The organism is Faecalicatena fissicatena (genome assembly GCF_016900595.1).
In the GTDB taxonomy this organism is placed as follows: domain Bacteria; phylum Bacillota; class Clostridia; order Lachnospirales; family Lachnospiraceae; genus Claveliimonas; species Claveliimonas intestinigallinarum.
In genome coordinates, this window is record NZ_JACLYY010000004.1 from 46,225 (window position 1) to 60,271 (window position 14,047).

Annotated in this window: 14 protein-coding genes; 9 read left to right on the plus strand and 5 right to left on the minus strand. The window is 54.8% G+C overall.

Features of this window, described 5'->3' with window-relative positions:
• Window positions 1–9 precede the first annotated feature (9 nt).
• From H7U36_RS05250 to H7U36_RS05265, 4 genes are all read right to left on the minus strand, one after another.
• Window positions 10–840: a hypothetical protein gene (locus H7U36_RS05250; protein WP_033124462.1), complete on the minus strand. Its 831-nt coding sequence runs from the start codon at window positions 838–840 to the stop codon at window positions 10–12.
• Window positions 834–1,535 (minus strand): ABC transporter ATP-binding protein, encoded by a 702-nt coding sequence (locus H7U36_RS05255; protein ID WP_191493485.1) that lies wholly within the window; start codon window positions 1,533–1,535, stop codon window positions 834–836. The genes H7U36_RS05250 and H7U36_RS05255 overlap by 7 nt, the downstream gene beginning before the upstream one ends.
• Window positions 1,536–1,537: 2 nt before the next feature.
• Window positions 1,538–1,906 carry a GntR family transcriptional regulator gene (locus tag H7U36_RS05260; RefSeq protein ID WP_033124460.1) on the minus strand — a complete coding sequence of 123 codons (369 nt, stop codon included), beginning with the start codon at window positions 1,904–1,906 and terminating at the stop codon, window positions 1,538–1,540.
• Between the two features lie 108 nt (window positions 1,907–2,014).
• Complete coding sequence (locus H7U36_RS05265; RefSeq protein ID WP_033124459.1) at window positions 2,015–2,911, minus strand: deoxyribonuclease IV; 897 nt, start codon at window positions 2,909–2,911, stop codon at window positions 2,015–2,017.
• A gap of 213 nt (window positions 2,912–3,124) precedes the next feature.
• Here H7U36_RS05265 and argS point away from each other — a divergent pair, with 213 nt between their 5' ends.
• Both argS and H7U36_RS05275 read left to right on the plus strand, forming a co-directional pair.
• Window positions 3,125–4,891 carry an arginine--tRNA ligase gene (gene argS / locus H7U36_RS05270; RefSeq protein WP_191428499.1) on the plus strand — a complete coding sequence of 589 codons (1,767 nt, stop codon included), beginning with the start codon at window positions 3,125–3,127 and terminating at the stop codon, window positions 4,889–4,891.
• A gap of 35 nt (window positions 4,892–4,926) precedes the next feature.
• The gene (locus H7U36_RS05275; protein WP_191428498.1) at window positions 4,927–6,114 is read left to right on the plus strand and encodes an alanyl-tRNA editing protein; all 1,188 of its coding nucleotides are present in this window, start codon (window positions 4,927–4,929) and stop codon (window positions 6,112–6,114) included.
• Window positions 6,115–6,210: 96 nt separating this feature from the next.
• Here the strand turns inward: H7U36_RS05275 and H7U36_RS05280 are convergent, their stop codons facing one another.
• The gene (locus H7U36_RS05280; RefSeq protein WP_033124457.1) at window positions 6,211–6,702 is read right to left on the minus strand and encodes a prolyl-tRNA synthetase associated domain-containing protein; all 492 of its coding nucleotides are present in this window, start codon (window positions 6,700–6,702) and stop codon (window positions 6,211–6,213) included.
• Between the two features lie 180 nt (window positions 6,703–6,882).
• On the opposite strand from H7U36_RS05280, the gene H7U36_RS05285 reads away from it, so the two are divergent.
• From H7U36_RS05285 to H7U36_RS05315, 7 genes are all read left to right on the plus strand, one after another.
• Window positions 6,883–7,875 (plus strand): CPBP family intramembrane glutamic endopeptidase, encoded by a 993-nt coding sequence (locus H7U36_RS05285; RefSeq protein ID WP_191428497.1) that lies wholly within the window; start codon window positions 6,883–6,885, stop codon window positions 7,873–7,875.
• A gap of 185 nt (window positions 7,876–8,060) precedes the next feature.
• On the plus strand, window positions 8,061–9,191 hold the full coding sequence (locus H7U36_RS05290; RefSeq protein ID WP_191493484.1) for a C40 family peptidase: 1,131 nt from the start codon (window positions 8,061–8,063) through the stop codon (window positions 9,189–9,191).
• A 208-nt stretch (window positions 9,192–9,399) separates the two neighbouring features.
• Window positions 9,400–10,524 carry a C40 family peptidase gene (locus tag H7U36_RS05295; RefSeq protein WP_052083767.1) on the plus strand — a complete coding sequence of 375 codons (1,125 nt, stop codon included), beginning with the start codon at window positions 9,400–9,402 and terminating at the stop codon, window positions 10,522–10,524.
• A gap of 184 nt (window positions 10,525–10,708) precedes the next feature.
• On the plus strand, window positions 10,709–11,584 hold the full coding sequence (locus H7U36_RS05300) for a LytTR family transcriptional regulator DNA-binding domain-containing protein (RefSeq protein WP_191493483.1): 876 nt from the start codon (window positions 10,709–10,711) through the stop codon (window positions 11,582–11,584).
• Window positions 11,585–11,611: 27 nt separating this feature from the next.
• On the plus strand, window positions 11,612–12,337 hold the full coding sequence (locus H7U36_RS05305) for a hypothetical protein (RefSeq protein WP_033124454.1): 726 nt from the start codon (window positions 11,612–11,614) through the stop codon (window positions 12,335–12,337).
• Between the two features lie 149 nt (window positions 12,338–12,486).
• A complete protein-coding gene (locus tag H7U36_RS05310; RefSeq protein ID WP_033124453.1) occupies window positions 12,487–13,320 on the plus strand; it encodes an ABC transporter ATP-binding protein in 834 nt (277 codons plus the stop codon).
• Window positions 13,321–13,322: 2 nt separating this feature from the next.
• Window positions 13,323–14,042, plus strand: coding sequence for an ABC transporter permease (locus H7U36_RS05315; RefSeq protein ID WP_191493482.1), 720 nt, complete (start codon window positions 13,323–13,325; stop codon window positions 14,040–14,042).
• The last annotated feature ends 5 nt before the right edge of the window (window positions 14,043–14,047 follow it).

The window sequence follows — 14,047 nt, forward strand, 5'->3', positions numbered from 1 at the left end:
TTTTTTGCTTTATGACAGATTGATCTTCCTCCTCATGATAAAGTAGGACAGGAGGTAGAGGATGACTGTCAGGCAGAGGGACAGGATAAGGCTCAGGTTCATGATGTCCGTGAGGTAGCCTGCCAGGTCGATGGATTCGGGGGCCATGCTTGCTGTGCCGGAGTTCATGGCAATGCTGTCGCTTAGGATGCCCTGCACGCCCATGGCCACGGTGGCAGCGATGGAGGTGATGGTTGTGATCACGAAGTAGGCGACCACAGCTCCCAGCACCTTGTGGCCGTTAAAGAGCTGCCCGAAGATGATCGACGCCTCTATGATGACTACATTGCCGACAGCGCTCACCACGCTGAGCAGCAGCATATAGAGCAGGAAGAGGTTGAGGTCTCCCTGTCCCTGGAAGCCCAGCAGATGGATGAATTCGTCCCAGTGGGCGCTTAAGGGCTCTGTTATGACGGGGACGGCCATCAGGATGTAGGCGCACAGGCAGATGAGCAGCGTGTCGATGAGACACCAGAGGCTCCCTGCTATTGTCTTGGACAGAAGGTGCATTCCCTTGGTCACCGGCAGGGTGTTGGTCAGGTATCCCTCATCCGAGAACAGATTTTTGTAAAATCTCACGGCGATGATAATGGAGGTTCCAAAGGACACGCCGGCAAATATGATGATGTAGATCACAAAGGTCAGGGTCAGGAGAAATTCGTTGATCTCGTCTGCCTCAAAATCAATCCTTCCCGTCAGGAAGACGCGCCCGAACACGGCGGCGGCTATCAGGAAAATGTGGATGATGAGCAGAAACCTTGTGATGGATTTTAAATCGTATTTGATCAGTTTTCCTAGCATCTGAATACCTCCCTGAATAAAGCGTCGACGGATTTTCCCTGGTTCATCCGGATCTCATCCACTGTCTGGTTCAGGACGATCTGGCCCTGGCGGAGAAAGAGCACTCTGTCCAGGATGTTCTCAATGTCTGTGATGAGGTGGGTGGACAGAAGGATGGTTGCGTCTTCGCTGTAGTTCGTAAGTATGGTCCGCAGGATGTAATCCCTGGCGGCGGGATCCACGCCCCCGATGGGCTCATCCAGGATGTAGAGGCGGGCGTCCCGGCTCATGACGAGGGCCAGCTGTACCTTCTCCTTTGTGCCCTTGGAAAGAGTCCGCATCCTGGCGTTCACATCGATCTCCAGATCCGTCATCATGTGGTAGACTCTGTCTGTCACGAAGTTCTCGTAGAAATCCGCAAAATAGGAGATGATGTCCCTGATCTTCATGGCCGGATCCAGATAGGTGCGCTCCGGCAGATAGGAGACGATCTTCTTTGTCTCCACCCCGGGCGTCATGCCGTCCACAAGAACCTCGCCCTCCGTGGGGATGAGCAGGTCGTTGATGAGCTTGATCAGCGTGCTCTTGCCGCTGCCATTCGGCCCCAGGAGCCCCACGATCTGGCCGGGGGCCAGCGCCAGATTCAGATTGGTGAGGGCGTAGTTCATGTTGTTGTATTTTTTGGAAAGCCCCTTACATTCTAATATCGGCTTCATAGTCAGTGTTCCTCCTTTACTGCTTCCTCGATCAGGGAGAGCGTCTCTTCGTCCCGGAAACCGAGACTTCTCATTTTTTCAAAAAACTCAGCTATATGTCTGGAAGCCTGTTCCTTTTTCATGTCCTTGAGCATCTGTTCGTCCTCCGTGATAAAACGTCCGCTGGTCCGCTGGGCATATACAAGGCCGCTGCGCTCCAGCTCAGAGAGAGCCTTCTGCATGGTGTTGGGATTTACAGCGGCCTCCACCGCCAGATCCCGCACAGAAGGGAGCTTGTCGCCGGGCTTGTATACGCCGGCTATGATGTCCTGCTGGATCCGCTCCATAAGCTGCAGGTAGATGGGGCGGTCATTATCTAAGTCCCATGGCATGTGATCACCTCGCTTTTCTTGTCGCATTTATAAAATGTAAAAATATAAATGTATTATCTATGTAATACAATAATACATACAAGAGGAAATGTCAAGAAAAAAGCCGGACTAATTGCCGGCAATTTTCTCTAGCAGGTCCGGATCAAAGGATCCCTGCCGGAGCATCTCGATTTCGTATTTGTAGGGCGCAAAGGATTTCTTCGGCTGGGTGGGGGAGGGGACGTAGGGCGTCTCCAGTATCTTTGGCACATCCTCGAAATCCGGGTGGTGTACAATGTAGTTCAGCGCGTCAAAGCCAATCTGACCAAAGCCGATGTTGGCGTGTCTGTCCTTGGCGGCGCCTGCCGGGTTCTTGCTGTCGTTGATGTGGAAGACAGCGATCTGGTCCCTGCCGATGAGGCGGTCAAACTCCTCCATGACGCCGTCGAAATCGTGGATGATGTCGTAGCCGCTGTCGCTGGTGTGGCAGGTGTCAAAGCAGACCCGCAGCTTGTCGCTGCAGGTGACTCCGTCGTAGATGCGGGCCAGCTCCTCGAAGCTTCGGCCGATCTCAGAGCCCTTCCCGGCCATGGTCTCCAGGGCAATGCACACGGGTGTGTCCGGCGTCAGGATGTGGTTCAGCCCCCGGACGATCTGGGCGATGCCGGCGTCCACCCCGGCCCCCACATGGGCACCTGGGTGTAGGATGAGGATCCGGCTTTTGCAGGCGGCGGTGCGCTCCAGCTCCAGGGCCAGGAACCGCTCTGCCAGCTCGTAGGTCTCCGGCTTGACCGTGTTGGCCAGATTGATGATGTAGGGGGCGTGAACGATGATCTCATCGATCCCGTGCTCCTCCATGTAATCCCAGGCGGGCTCAATGTTCAGCTCGCTGATCTCTTTCCTTCTCGTGTTCTGGGGAGCGCCGGTGTAGAACATGAATGTGTCCGCCCCGTAGGAGACGGCCTCCTTCGCGGAGCCAAGAAGCATGTCCTTTCCGCTCATCCCCACATGAGAACCTATCTTCATATTGTAATCCCTCGTTTCTGAAAAGTCTGCTGTCGGCCCGGTTTTCAACCGGGTCTGGCAAAGAGGGTAGCACACCTGCCCGGAAAATGCAAGAAAGAAAAAAGTACAGAATGTGGAAAAGAGGATATTGAGAGAAAAGCCTGATTATGGTAGACTTATAAGATGATATCGGGATGCAGAGGGTATCCTGACCGCAGGAATGGAGGAAAAAGAATGAAACAACTGATAGATCTGATCACGGAAGAGATGGAAGAGGCGTTTGAGAAGGCGGGCTACGACCGCTCCTACGCAAAGGTCACCCTGTCCAACAGGCCGGATCTGTGCGAGTACCAGTGCAACGGCGCCATGGCGGGAGCCAAGGCGTACAAAAAGGCGCCTTTTATGATCGCCCAGGATGTGGTGGATCAGATAAAGGAGGGGGGCTGTATCCTCTCGGCGGAGATGGTAAGGCCCGGCTTCATTAATATAAAGCTGGACGATAAATATATAGCAGGCTATCTGAATGAGATGGGAGAGGACAAAAAACTGGGAGTGGAGGAGAGCAGCGCTCCCCAGACCATCCTCATCGACTACGGCGGGCCCAATGTGGCCAAGCCTCTCCACGTAGGGCATCTGCGGTCCGCCATCATCGGGGAGAGCGTTAAGCGGATCTGCCGTCTCATGGGACATAAGGTGCTGGGAGACATCCACATGGGAGACTGGGGCTACCAGATGGGCCTTATCATCACAGAGCTGAAGAAGCGCCAGCCGGAGCTCCCTTACTTTGACGATTCCTTTGAGGGAGAGTATCCCGAGGAGGCGCCCTTTACCATCGGAGAGCTGGAGGAGATCTACCCAACAGCCAGTGCCTACGCGAAGGAGCACGAGGATTACCGGGAGGAAGCATTGCACGCGACCTATCTTCTCCAGAACGGACACAGGGGATACACGGCTGTGTGGAAGCACATCATGGCAGTGTCTGTGGCGGACCTGAAGAAGAACTACAGCAATCTGAACGTGGAGTTTGACCTCTGGAAGGGAGAGTCCGACGCCCAGCCCTACATCCCGGATATGATCGATAGGCTGAAAAAAGAGGGCTTTGCCCGGATAGACCAGGGAGCCCTGGTCATCGATGTGAAGCGGGAGGACGACACAAAGGAGATCCCGCCCTGTATGATCCAGAAGTCAGACGGAGCCTCTCTCTACGGCACCACGGACCTTGCCACTCTGGTACAGAGAGAGCAGGATTATCACCCGGATCAGGTGATCTACGTGGTGGACAAAAGGCAGGAGCTCCACTTTACCCAGGTGTTCCGTGCTGCCAAGAAGACAGGCATTGTGCCGGAGGAGACAAGGCTGCGGTTCCTGGGCTTTGGCACCATGAACGGCAAGGACGGGAAGCCCTTCAAGACAAGGGAGGGCGGCGTCATGCGCCTGGAGAGCCTGATCGCGGAGATTGACGAGGAGATGTACCGCAAGATCACGGACAACCGGACCGTGGGAGAGGAGGAAGCCAGAGAGACAGCGAAGATCGTGGGACTTTCCGCCATCAAATACGGAGACCTCTCCAACCAGGCGGCCAAGGACTATGTCTTCGACGTGGACAGGTTCACTTCCTTTGAGGGAAATACAGGCCCTTATATTCTCTACACCATCGTGCGGATCAAGTCCATCCTTAATAAATACACAGAGGCGGGAGAGTCGCTGGAGGGCCTGGCCATCGCCGGAGCCCACGGGGATGAGGAGAAGGCACTTATGCTGGAGGCAGCCAAGTACAACGGCGTGATGGAGACCGCCTTTGAGGAGCTGGCGCCCCACAAGATCTGCGCTTACATCTATGAGCTGGCCAACGCTTTCAACCGGTTCTACCACGAGACAAAGATCCTGGCAGAGGAGGATAAGGAAGTGCGTAAGAGCTACATCGCCCTTCTCGTGCTGACAAAGAAGATCCTGGAGAGCTGTATCGATGTGCTGGGCTTTGAGGCTCCGGAGAGAATGTAGAAGATGTGAATACAGAGAATGTAGGTGTTGAAGAGATGACCAGGAAACTGTTTTACGAGGACAGCCACATGAGGGAATTTGAGGCCCGGGTTTTATCCTGCCAGGCATGTGAGAAAGGCGGCGGATTCTGGATCGTGCTGGACCAGACCTGCTTTTTCCCGGAAGGGGGAGGGCAGTACGCGGACACCGGATACCTGGGAGAGATAAAGGTGGTGGATGCCCAGGAGAGGGACGGTGTTGTGTACCACAGGACGGAGGAGGCCCTGGAGCCGGGAGAGGCTGTCCGGGGCCGGATTGACTGGGAGGAGCGCTTTGAGAAGATGCAGCAGCATACCGGAGAGCACATTGTCTCCGGCCTCGTCCACAGCCGTTTCGGATATAACAACGTGGGCTTTCATCTGGGCAGCGACTACTGTACCATGGATTTTGACGGCCCTATTTCGGCGGAGGAGCTCCGAAAGATCGAGTGGGAGGCCAACCGGGCGGCGGCGCTGGATCTGGAGGTCCTTGTCCAGTACCCCTCGAAGGAGGAGCTGGAGCATATGGAGTACCGGAGTAAGATTGAGATCGAGGGACAGGTCCGGATCGTGAGTGTGCCCGGCTACGACGTGTGCGCCTGCTGCGCGCCTCATGTGAAGCGGACAGGGGAGATCGGGATGATCAAGCTGGTGAACCGGATGAATTACAAAGGCGGTGAGCGCATCACCATGCTCTGCGGCTTTCGGGCGCTCAGGGACTACGAGGCCAAGCTGGCAGCCGCTAAGGAGATAGGCGCTCTTCTGTGCGAGAAGGAGAACCAGATCGCCGGGGCGGTAAAGCGGCAGAAGGAGGAGCTGGAGAAGCAGAGGTATGAGAACGGAAGACTCCAGCATCAGATCCTTGCGTACCGTGCGAAGGAAATCCGTGTGGACGAGCCGGTGACGGCTGTCTTTGCGGACGACCTTGCGGGGGATGCTCCGAGAGAGCTGATGAACCTGCTCCTGGAGAGGGGAGCCTGCGTCTGCGGCGTCTTTACGGCGGCGAAGGACGGCGGCTGGCGGTATGTGATCGGCAGCAGACAGACGGATGTGCGGCCTCTTGGGAAGAGCCTGAACAGCCGGTTTGAGGGCCGGGGCGGCGGAAAGCCGGGCATGATCCAGGGAACCCTGACAGGCGGCGAGGCGGACATTCGCAGGGCGCTGGAGGAGTTCGGAAGGGCGGACGTAAGCGAAACACAGTTGTAAACCAAAAAGAGACAGGAGTTCCTTTTTCGTTAAAGATCTCCTGTCTCTTTTATATACCATATACAGCCTTAGAGTCCCGGCCGGCGGGCGATATGCCTACAGCTTGATCTTGATTACATCCACATCCAGATCCCAGAGGAACTTGTCCAGATCCTTGAAGGACAGGAACACAGTGGCTGTGTTCTCCAGGGGATGGATGCCAAGGCTCTTGCAGCGGCTTAAATCCTTGTCGATAAAAAATTCTACCGCATGGTCTGTGTCATTCATCAGTCCGAAGGGGGATACGCTGCCCTGCTTCAGCCCCAGATATTTCTCCAGGCGCTCCTCGGAGGCAAAGCTTAAGTTGCCGGCTCCGAGAGTGCGGCCCAGCGCCTTCAGGTCCACCTTTTTCTTCTCATCGCAGGTGACGAGGAAGTGCCGTTTCCCCTTGGCGTCCCGCAGGAACAGGTTCTTGCAGAGAGTTCCCTTCTGGGGCAGGCCGAGGCGGTCCATGTCCTCCATGGTATGGACGGGCTCATGCTCCACTACTTCATATTTAATGCCCAGCTTGTTCAGGGCATCGTAAACGCGCTGTTTCTGATCTTCCATGATATATTAAGCTCCTTTCGTGGGGTGTTTCTATTATTATAGGGCGAAATCAGGAGAAATGAAAGAGTTTATAGTTTTTTAATTGCAACTTTTCTGTTTCGGAAGTAGAATAAAAAAGAATTTTGAGAGCCTGCCTGCGGGCAGCGCATACAATGATCGAGAAAGCGAGGCTTACGATATATGAATAATCCTTGGGAAAATCCGAACCAGGAGCCCGGAACAGACAGTGAACCCCACAAAATGCCGCAGGGGATGCCGACAGGCCATGTGTCACCCCCGGTCAGGAGGGGAGCATGGTACGCATGGACGCCCCTGATCATCAAATATCTGATCAGCATCGGCGTCAGTATGGTGGCTGTGATGGGGTATACGTTTTTCTATATTTCCCGGCACTATGAAGAGACAATAGGAGCCATGCAGAGTCAGCAGGACATGTTAAATTTCTCCTTGTCTATCTCGGAGAAAATGCTGCGGTACACGACCCAGCTTGAGGGCGTTACCGCACTCATCGTCATCCCTGTCATCTTATATATGTTCCACAAGGACAGGAAAAATGAGCGGCTGGCGGGCGTGATCCCCAACCGGAAGGCGCCCCTGTGGAAGTACGGGGCCGTGATCGGGATTGCGGCGGCTCTCTGTGTGGGGCTGAACAACCTGATCCTGATCTCCGGCATCTCCAGCTACAGCGCCAGCTACCAGCAGACCTCCGAGTCTCTCTACAGCGCTCCCTTCGGGATGCAGCTCCTCTGTCTCGGCGTATTGGTGCCCATATCCGAGGAGCTTGTCTTCCGGGGCATGATGTTCAAGCGGATGAGAGAGCAGTCCGGGTTTATGCACGCGGCCTTTTTCTCAAGCCTCGTGTTTGCTATCCTTCACGGAAACATGGTCCAGATGCTGTACGCCTTTGCCACGGGCATGATGCTCAGCTATGTCTATGAAAAATACGGCTCTGTGAAGGCCCCGGCTGCGGCCCATGTGGTGATGAACCTGATCTCTGTGGCGGCCACGCAGTTCGGCCTCTTCGGATGGCTGATGGAGGACAATCTGCGCATCAGCGTCGTCACTGTCCTTTGCGCTGCCTTTGCAGCCACCATGTTTGTCCTGATCCAGAGGATTGACGAGAAGCCGGTGCTCCCGGGAGGACCGGAGGAGAGAAATACAGCGGCTCTTTAGCGGGAGAGGATCTGATGCGGAAGGGATTTTCCCTGCTGCGCCGGATGAGAAATGTGATGGAAATATGAAAATATTACAAAAGTATTAAAAAATATTGCAAAACTTTAACTGGTCATTTATAATAAATGCTGTTGAAAAAGAAAGATTTCTATAAGAAATGACCGGAAAGGGTGACGATAATAAAGATGAAGAGATATGGAAGAGCAGTTCTCGCCGCGGTTCTGGCCAGCTCCGTAGCCGCGACACCGGTTTTGGCTGCTCCGGACACAAACGAACTTGAGAGCAGTAAAGCGGCGGCCCAGAGCGAGGCGGATTCTCTGCAGGAGCAGCTGACAGAACTTCTCAATAAAGCAGGTGAGCTTGAGGAGGAGATGATCTCCACCGGCGAAAAGATCATCCAGGCCCAGGAGGATCTGGATACAGCCCAGCAGAAGGCGGAGGAGCAGTATGCTTCTATGAAGGTGCGCATTCAGTATATGTACGAGAACGGACAGGCTACCGCCCTGGAAACCCTCCTGTCTGCCACAGATTTTTCGGATTTTGTAAACAAGGCGGAGTATATCGCTAATGTACATACCTATGACAGGCAGCAGCTTCAGGCTCTGGAGGATACGGAGAAAGAGATCCAGGATCTGAAGGATACGCTGGAGGAAGAGCAGGATAAGCAGGAGACCATGCAGGCTGAGTACGAGGCCCAGGAAGCGGAGCTGAATGAGACTCTGGAGCAGAAGAAGGCGGAGGTCGCCAACTATGACCAGCAGATCCAGGCGGCGGCAGAGGCCGCCGCGGCGGAGGCGGCTCAGCGTGAGGCAGAGAGCCAGAATACAGGGACAACGGGCAATACGACTGTGCAGAGCGGCGGAACGAACGGGGGCAGCTCCACAGGAACTTCGACCGGCAGCGGAACATCCGGTTCCACCGGCAGTTCCTCCTCAGGCTCATCCGGCTCATCTGGCTCATCCGGCAGCGTATCCAGTGGAAACACATCCACTGCACAGGCTATTGTAAACGCAGCGTACAGCCAGCTGAATGTACCCTATGTATACGGCGGCTCCACACCTGGTGTGGAATTTGACTGCTCCGGACTTGTGCAGTACTGCCATGCGGTGGCGGGCATTTCCCTTCCCAGGACTTCCCAGGCACAGGGAGGCTGCGGCGTGGCAGTCAGCAATCCACAGCCGGGAGACATCGTGTGCTACGGAACACATGTGGGGATCTATATCGGGAACGGTCAGATGATCCACGCGCCCAAGCCGGGAGACGTGGTCAAGATCGCCAGCGTGTACGGATCACCCTGGTACAGAAGATGCTGGTAGGAATTTATCGTTAGGATTTACCTGAAAAAAGAATAGTCAAAGAACGAGAAGCGCTCCATTGCCCTTTGAGGGAAGGAGCGCTGCTTTTCTTTTGTGAATTCCTGGAAAATGTTGAAATAAACGAAAATATGTAGTAACATGTATTTTGAATAAGTGAAAACTGAAATCATAAGAGTATAAATAATTTACAACAGACAGGTGGGAGAATATGAAGAGAAAAATCGCACAGGCTTTTATCACAGCGGCGCTGATCAGTTCCATGGCGGTCAGCCCTGTCTTTGCAACCCCCTCTGTGGAGGATCTGCAAAATGACAAGGCGGCGGCAGAGGACGAGGTGGTTTCGCTCCAGTCCGAGCTGACAGGTATTCTGGACAAGATCAGCACACTGGAGTCGGATCTGCAGAAAAAGCAGGAGGAGATCGACCAGGCGAATATAGACCTGGAGGAGGCGATCGTGCAGCAGGACAAGCAGTACGAGGATATGAAAAAGCGTATTCAGTACATGTACGAGTCCGGAAGCGGCAACGAGCTGGAGCTGCTCCTCTCGGCAGAGAGCTTTTCAGATCTGGTGAACAAGGCCGAGTACATAAAAAATGTGCACACATATGACAGACAGAAGCAGGAAGAGTATGTAGCTACAACGGAGAAGATAGAGAAGCTCTCCGAAAGTCTCCAGGAGGAGGCGGAGAGCATGAACCAGATGCAGAGCCAGCTGGAGAACGACAAGGCTTCCCTGGGAACGATGATTGAGGGGAAGCAGTCCGAGATTGCCCAGCTTGACGCGGACATTCAGGAGGCGGTGGCTGCTCAGCAGGCGGAGGAAGAGGCCCGCAGGCAGCAGGAGGCCCAGGCGGCGGCAGCGGCAGCAGCCGCGGCCCAGGATACTACCCCCAGCCAGCCATCCAACGGCGGTGGATCTGGTGGCAGCGGTTCCAGCGGCGGCAGTGGCTCCAGTGGTGGGGGCAGTACGGTCATTCCTCCCCAGGGGACAGACGGATGGGCGGTGGTCGCCTATGCGAGACAGTTCCTGGGCAACCCCTATGTATACGGGGGCAACAGCCTGACAAACGGCATCGACTGCTCCGGATTTACCCAGCAGATCTACGCGGCCTTTGGCGTCAGCCTTGGAAGGACTGACACAGCACAGGCCACGGCGGGAGTGGAGATCCCTCTCTCCCAGGCACAGGCGGGAGATCTCCTCGTGTACTATGGACACGTAGGTATCTACAATGGCACGGGCGGCATCATCCACGCCTCATCCCCTGAGGTAGGCATTGTGGAGTGGTCGAGCTGTACATACCGGCAGCTCCGCTGCGTGAGAAGAGTTCTCTAGGATATGGCGGACAGATACAGGATCTGCGCTTTACAGCGCAGGTCCTTTTTTACGCCCCTCTTTCGGGAGAACCTCCGGGAATACTTCTTCCATATATATTGAAATGTACGCCTCCATCCAGTACAATGGAGAAGTATTTTGCCTGCCGTGAAAATGGCAGGGTGAAGCCAAAGGAGAACAGATTATGGAAGAGCTTTTGAGGGAGGTTTTATCCGGAAGCCGGATGCTCCATTTCGAGGGAACCAAAAAGGACGAAGCCCCTCTGATGGAGGCGGCGGGCCGGGACGCGGGATATGTGGAAGATGAGGGAGCCCTGTATGAAAGGATGACAGTGAAAAGCTATCTGAAGTTTTTTGCGGGGCTGTCCGGCAGGTCGGGGAGAGTGCGCTCCGCGGTGGAGCAGATGCACCTTTCGGAGCTGATGAGAAAAAAGCTGGGCGCATGTACGGAGGGACAGAAGAAGAGGGTGCGGATCGCCCGGGAGATCGTCAGGGGAGCGCAGGACTTTTTTGTCCTGAATCCTATTGCCTTTGAGGAGGAAGAGTCAAAGAAGGTCATCCTTGGCTGGATGGAGAGCTTTTATGAGCGGGAGGGGCGGCTTGTGACCCTGTCCTTGTCCCACCGGGACACCTGCATCTGCCCCGGGGATCACTATGAGATCATTCAGGGGGAGGTGCGGTGCATCGACCAGGGGGAGAACACCCAGGACAGCCCGGAGCTTCCCCAGGTGAGCAAGATTTCCGTCTCCTACAATGAGAAGAATTTCCTCTTTAATCCGGAGGAGATCGACTACGTGGAGGCGAATGACGGGAAGGTCTTTGTGTACGTAAAGCGGGAGCAGTATACGGGTGCCTTCCGGATGGGAGAGCTGGAGGAAAAGCTGGCCAGGTTCGGCTTTTTCCGGTGCCATCGATCCTACATTGTGAACATGCAGAAGGTGGTGGAGCTGGTGAAGTGGACGAGAAATTCCTACTCCCTGCGCCTGTCGGGATACGAGAAGACAGACGTGCCCCTGTCCAAGGGAAAGATCCAGGAGCTGCGAAGCATGTATGAATTTTAAATCAGTGAGCCTTAGGAGGAAAGTAAAATGAAGAGAATGTGGACGCTGCTGAAGAAGGATATCTGGACGTCCTTTACGGATAAAACGATTCTGCTGATGGCCTTTACCCCGGCCATTCTGGCCATGATCTTCCGGATGGTGTACTTTGATCCCTGGATGCTGATTCTGACCACGGGACTTTTTAATATCGTGCTGGTGCCGCTGACAGATTTTCCCCTCCTGCTGGTGGAGGAAAAAGAGAGGGACACCCTGTCCCTTCTGTCCCGGTCCGGCGTGACGCTGGCTCAGTTTGCGGCGGCTAAGGCCGTGGCCTGCCTGGTGGTGGGAGAGCTCATGGCTGTGGTGGTGTTTCTCATCGCGGGGGCGGATATGTCCCTCCTGCCGGAGTACCTGCTGATCCATCTGGCCGGCGTGACGGCCCTTCTGCCCTGGGGCTTCCTGACCGGGGTGTACGCAAAGGACCAGAACAGCGTGAATGTGTACGCAGCCATCAGCGTGGTGGCCGTCTATGTGGCGCCGGTCTTTTCCTACTGGAATGTGGCCTTTGGAAGAGTGGCGGAGTTTCTGCCCACCGGTATCCTGGGAGTGGTCCTGAAAAAAATACAGCCCATGGAGGGCTTTATGGATGTGTCCCTGGCCTGGGGCAGCGCTGTCTGTGTGATCTGGTTCCTGGCAGGGCTGGCTGTCCTCCTTGTGATCCGGAAAAAGAGAGCCTTTTTCCCTGCCCTTGAGACCGGGACACAGCACATATGAGAAATAAAAAAGTGACTTTTTGGGTGAGGCCTTGCAGGTTTCACCCCTTTTTTTGCTCCGTTCATCCCCTTGCAGGCTCCATTTACCGGGAAAATAAGGTGAAAATCTACAGAATCGGTAGGATAGGAGTTGTAAGGAGGACGAAAGCCATGACAAACATCGTAAAAGCAAATCAACTGACAAAGACCTTTGGAAAGGTAAAGGCGCTGGATCACTGTGATCTGGAAATCAAAAAAGGAGAGATCTTCGGATACCTGGGACCCTCCGGGGCAGGCAAGACGACTACCATCAAGCTCCTCACCGGGCAGCTTCACAGTGACAGCGGGGAAGTGACTGTGCTGGGGAAGGATCCGTTTTCACCGGATATAAAAAAGAAGATCGGTATTATGAGCGACATGAGCGGCCTGTACGAGAAGATGACAGTCTATGAAAACCTGGACATATTCGCGGATATTTACGGGATTAAGGATAAGAAGAAAAAAATCCGAAGGACGCTGGAGGCGGTGGAGCTTCTTGATGCCGCCAGGAAGAAGGTGGAGAAGCTCTCCCGGGGGATGAAGCAGAGACTGGTCTTTGCCAGGACCATCATCCACGAGCCGGGCCTCCTCTTTCTGGACGAGCCCACGGCCAACCTGGACCCGGCTACGGCGGATGAGATAAGGGATCTTATCAGGAAGCTGAACCGGGAGGGGGCCACAGTTTTTCTCACCACCCACAACATGGAGGAGGCGGATGAGCTCTGTCACAGGGTAGCCCTTTTAAATAGAGGAAGCATTGTGGAGAGCGGTTCACCGGAGGAGCTGAAGCTGAAATACTCCCGGAAAAGGGTGGTCATCACCACGGGGGAGGGGAAGAAGGAGGTGCCTCTGGAAAGAGAAGCACTGCTGAAGTCTTTGGAGCAGGCAGGGGAGGTTCTTATGATCCACTCTGAGGAGCCCAGTCTGCGGGACGTATTTCTTACACTGACAAAGGAGGAACAATAGCCATGAGCGGAAAAATTATTTTTACCTTACTGAAAAAGGATCTGAAGGGATGCCTGACCAACAAGAATATTCTGGTGAGCTTTCTTATTCCCATTGTATTTTGCTTTATCTACCAGAATGTTTTCAAAGACCTGGGGGATGAGATGGGAGATTACGTGCTTGGCATGTGCGCTGTGTTTTCCATCGCTATCAGCCCCACCAGCATCCTGCCTGTGATGATCGCGGAGGAGAAGGAAAAGTATACTCTCCGCTCCCTCATGATGGCCCGGGTGAGAGGGCAGGAGTTCCTGGCCTCCAAGATGATCGTGTGCCTGCTGATGACGGCTCTGGACGCTGCGGCTGTGTTCTTCATCACAGGGGGGGATGTGAAGAATTTCCCGGTTTACACAGGGGCCGTGCTGCTGGCCTCGGCGGGGCTGTGCTTCCTGGGGGCGCTGGCGGGACTTTTAGCCAGGGATCAGGCGTCGGCCGGAACCATCGGCGCGCCCCTCATGCTGCTGACCATGCTGCCGCCTCTTTTTGGAGGACTCAGTGAGACGCTGGAGAAGGTGTCCATCGCTGTGCCCACCACCTCATTTCAGACAATTTACAGTGGCGTGACTCAAAGCCAGGAGCTGTTCACAAAGGGCAATCTCGTCGCCCTGGGGGTGTGCGCCCTGTGGATCGCGGCTGGGTACATCCTGTTCAACCTCTTCTATCAGAGAAAGGGCATTGACTGCTGATCAAT

Coding starts and splice junctions, on each gene's coding strand:
- H7U36_RS05250 (WP_033124462.1), bottom strand. CDS start 840: ATGCTAGGAAAACTGATCAAATACGATTTAAAATCCATCACAAGGTTT.
- H7U36_RS05255 (WP_191493485.1), bottom strand. CDS start 1,535: ATGAAGCCGATATTAGAATGTAAGGGGCTTTCCAAAAAATACAACAAC.
- H7U36_RS05260 (WP_033124460.1), bottom strand. CDS start 1,906: ATGCCATGGGACTTAGATAATGACCGCCCCATCTACCTGCAGCTTATG.
- H7U36_RS05265 (WP_033124459.1), bottom strand. CDS start 2,911: ATGAAGATAGGTTCTCATGTGGGGATGAGCGGAAAGGACATGCTTCTT.
- argS (WP_191428499.1), top strand. CDS start 3,125: ATGAAACAACTGATAGATCTGATCACGGAAGAGATGGAAGAGGCGTTT.
- H7U36_RS05275 (WP_191428498.1), top strand. CDS start 4,927: ATGACCAGGAAACTGTTTTACGAGGACAGCCACATGAGGGAATTTGAG.
- H7U36_RS05280 (WP_033124457.1), bottom strand. CDS start 6,702: ATGGAAGATCAGAAACAGCGCGTTTACGATGCCCTGAACAAGCTGGGC.
- H7U36_RS05285 (WP_191428497.1), top strand. CDS start 6,883: ATGAATAATCCTTGGGAAAATCCGAACCAGGAGCCCGGAACAGACAGT.
- H7U36_RS05290 (WP_191493484.1), top strand. CDS start 8,061: ATGAAGAGATATGGAAGAGCAGTTCTCGCCGCGGTTCTGGCCAGCTCC.
- H7U36_RS05295 (WP_052083767.1), top strand. CDS start 9,400: ATGAAGAGAAAAATCGCACAGGCTTTTATCACAGCGGCGCTGATCAGT.
- H7U36_RS05300 (WP_191493483.1), top strand. CDS start 10,709: ATGGAAGAGCTTTTGAGGGAGGTTTTATCCGGAAGCCGGATGCTCCAT.
- H7U36_RS05305 (WP_033124454.1), top strand. CDS start 11,612: ATGAAGAGAATGTGGACGCTGCTGAAGAAGGATATCTGGACGTCCTTT.
- H7U36_RS05310 (WP_033124453.1), top strand. CDS start 12,487: ATGACAAACATCGTAAAAGCAAATCAACTGACAAAGACCTTTGGAAAG.
- H7U36_RS05315 (WP_191493482.1), top strand. CDS start 13,323: ATGAGCGGAAAAATTATTTTTACCTTACTGAAAAAGGATCTGAAGGGA.